The following is a 2,280-nucleotide window of genomic DNA, read 5'->3' on the forward strand; positions in this document are numbered from 1 at the left end:
TTAAAAAAATGATTCCGGAAATTGCTTAAAAAGTGGCAACTTTAAACCGGAATGGGTGGCAACTTTCGTCCGGAATCACTGGCAACTTTGAACCGGAATGGGTGGCAACTTTCATCCGGATTTTCTATTAGTAAAGAACAATTAGGAGAAAGTGTTGAAATAAATAATATTGATTGTGAAATATATGCTCCTCGCGAACTCTTTAAAAATAATGAAGAAGTAGATAGTTGGATTGAAGAACATGGCTCAGAAAGTATTGTATTAACAATAATATTTAATTATGGAAGAACTGAAAGAGAGGAGTATACTGTACAATTTACTCCTATAGATAAGATAGAGCCTATTTATCAAAACGTTTCTGGCATCTAATTGAAGCAATTTTTTATATCAATAATATTCCTAATAATTGGTATGTGTTTGTATCTATTACGTGATATAAGCACATACTTTCCCCCTACTTTTTTCAGTAATTTTATTTTGTATAACTTATCTGATGGTCTTTGGACTAGCTCAGGTATTTTAATTCTTTCATCTATCTGGAAAAATAAAAAGGAACAATTACCATATGGAATACTATTTCTTATAATCTCATTATTATTTGAGTTTCTTCAGAAATACCAACTTGTAATTGGTTATTTTGATATTATTGACATTATTACCATTCTTATTTTTGGCTTAATTACAATTATTATAAACCTTAAATATTCCTATAAAAAAGTAACCGCCGATTTAGCAGGCCATACCCTTATATAAATGTTTCTCTCATGATTTTCTATAAGGTTATCAGTTATGAGAGCAAGCAGAAATAAAATGAATTAAATAGTTATAAAATTGCAAAATAGCGGGCTATCTATATTATCTAATATCTAATATCTAATATCTAATATCTAATTTTGCGACTTATCTTTTTTAAATCTCTAATGTATTTAATGGAAATACATATTGCGAGTGTCCTTTTTATGAATATAGAAAAATAACACCATTAAAATAAGCGGTGAGATCAGCGGTGAGATCAGCGGTGAGATCAGCGGTGAGATCAGCTGAGCCGCCCATTCGACCGACCACTTTATAGATAGTTGTGAGCAACCATCCATAGAAATAGCCAGATTTACTTCCAAATCTCGTCAATCTTATCCTGATACCCTTCAGTAGCCTTCAGCTCCTCTTTCAGGTAGGGATGATAGTAATGCTTCGTCATTTCCTCTGAGCTATGCCCTGTGAATTTCCTGACAACATCTGTAGGTAAAACAGTCAGCATGTAGGAGTTAAAGGTATGACGCAGAGAATGGGGAACAAGATGCTTTCCTGCACCAACTTCAGCATTCGCTAAACCTTTCTTGAAGTTGGCGATGATTGTGTTCTTATCAACAGGTTTGTCCACACCCTTCCCATAGAAGATGAAGTCATCATCACCAGGTGCCAATGAAACATCCTTCCATAACTTTAGAACATCCAGAGCTCTTTGAGGCAGACGAACAATCTTCTCCTTCTTCTCTTTAACTGTTCCGATCTTTCCTGAGTGTTTGACAGCTTTGCTGATTATGATACCTGAGTCTTCCCACATAACATCAGACCATTTCAAAGCTCTGACTTCTCCAGATCTCATACCGGATGAAACAAGGATAAACATCAAAGTAAAATACTTTGGTTCCTTCCAGATAGCAATGGCTTCATCATAGTTAATAGGGAAGAGTTTCTTTATTTCCTTAATAGATAGAGAATCTCTGGGCTTCTCAGAGACTTCTGAAAGAGATTCAATCTTATCCAGCTGATGGGAGTCAATGATCTCGTCACGGACAGCCTCATTCAATATCTGCTTCATTGTGACGGAGATGCCATTCTTGGTTGAGTTCGCCAGATTCAGCCTGCTGCGGAAGTCTTCAAACTGAAGCATTTTGATATCTGTCAGGTAGGTATTTTCATATTCCTTCAATAAGTACTTGGTTAGATTGCTTCTCTTCAATTTAATCATATCTTCAGTAAAGGGTTTGTTTGATGATTTACGACGAGCAGTGAGTCTGCATTTATCAGTAAAGAAGTCTTTTGCATAATCCCCGAAGGTGGGGCAGTTGTTCATTTTCTCAAGAGCATCCCAATAAGCCTGCTTAGCAATTCTCTCAGCTTCATACTTCACTTTTGTCCTGGTAGATATTTGTTTGTTGCATACTGAAATAGGACGAAGTTGCAAAGCAAATTCCCCAAAGTTGCAGACCGGAATTCCCCACTTTTGCAGAAGTTGAAAAGAGCGGGATTGATGCAAGTTATATCCTTGTACTATGA

Annotated in this window: 2 protein-coding genes; one reads left to right on the forward strand and one right to left on the reverse strand. The window is 36.0% G+C overall.

Annotated elements, in window-relative coordinates:
* The first annotated feature begins 51 nt into the window (after positions 1-51).
* The gene (locus DV872_RS25930; protein WP_114632877.1) at positions 52-369 is read left to right on the forward strand and encodes a hypothetical protein; all 318 of its coding nucleotides are present in this window, start codon (positions 52-54) and stop codon (positions 367-369) included.
* A gap of 739 nt (positions 370-1,108) precedes the next feature.
* Here the strand turns inward: DV872_RS25930 and DV872_RS25940 are convergent.
* Complete coding sequence (locus DV872_RS25940; RefSeq protein WP_114632879.1) at positions 1,109-2,134, reverse strand: site-specific integrase; 1,026 nt, start codon at positions 2,132-2,134, stop codon at positions 1,109-1,111.
* Between the last annotated feature and the right edge of the window lie 146 nt (positions 2,135-2,280).

It is taken from the genome of Oceanispirochaeta sp. M1 (assembly GCF_003346715.1).
Taxonomy (GTDB): Bacteria; Spirochaetota; Spirochaetia; order DSM-2461; family DSM-2461; genus Oceanispirochaeta.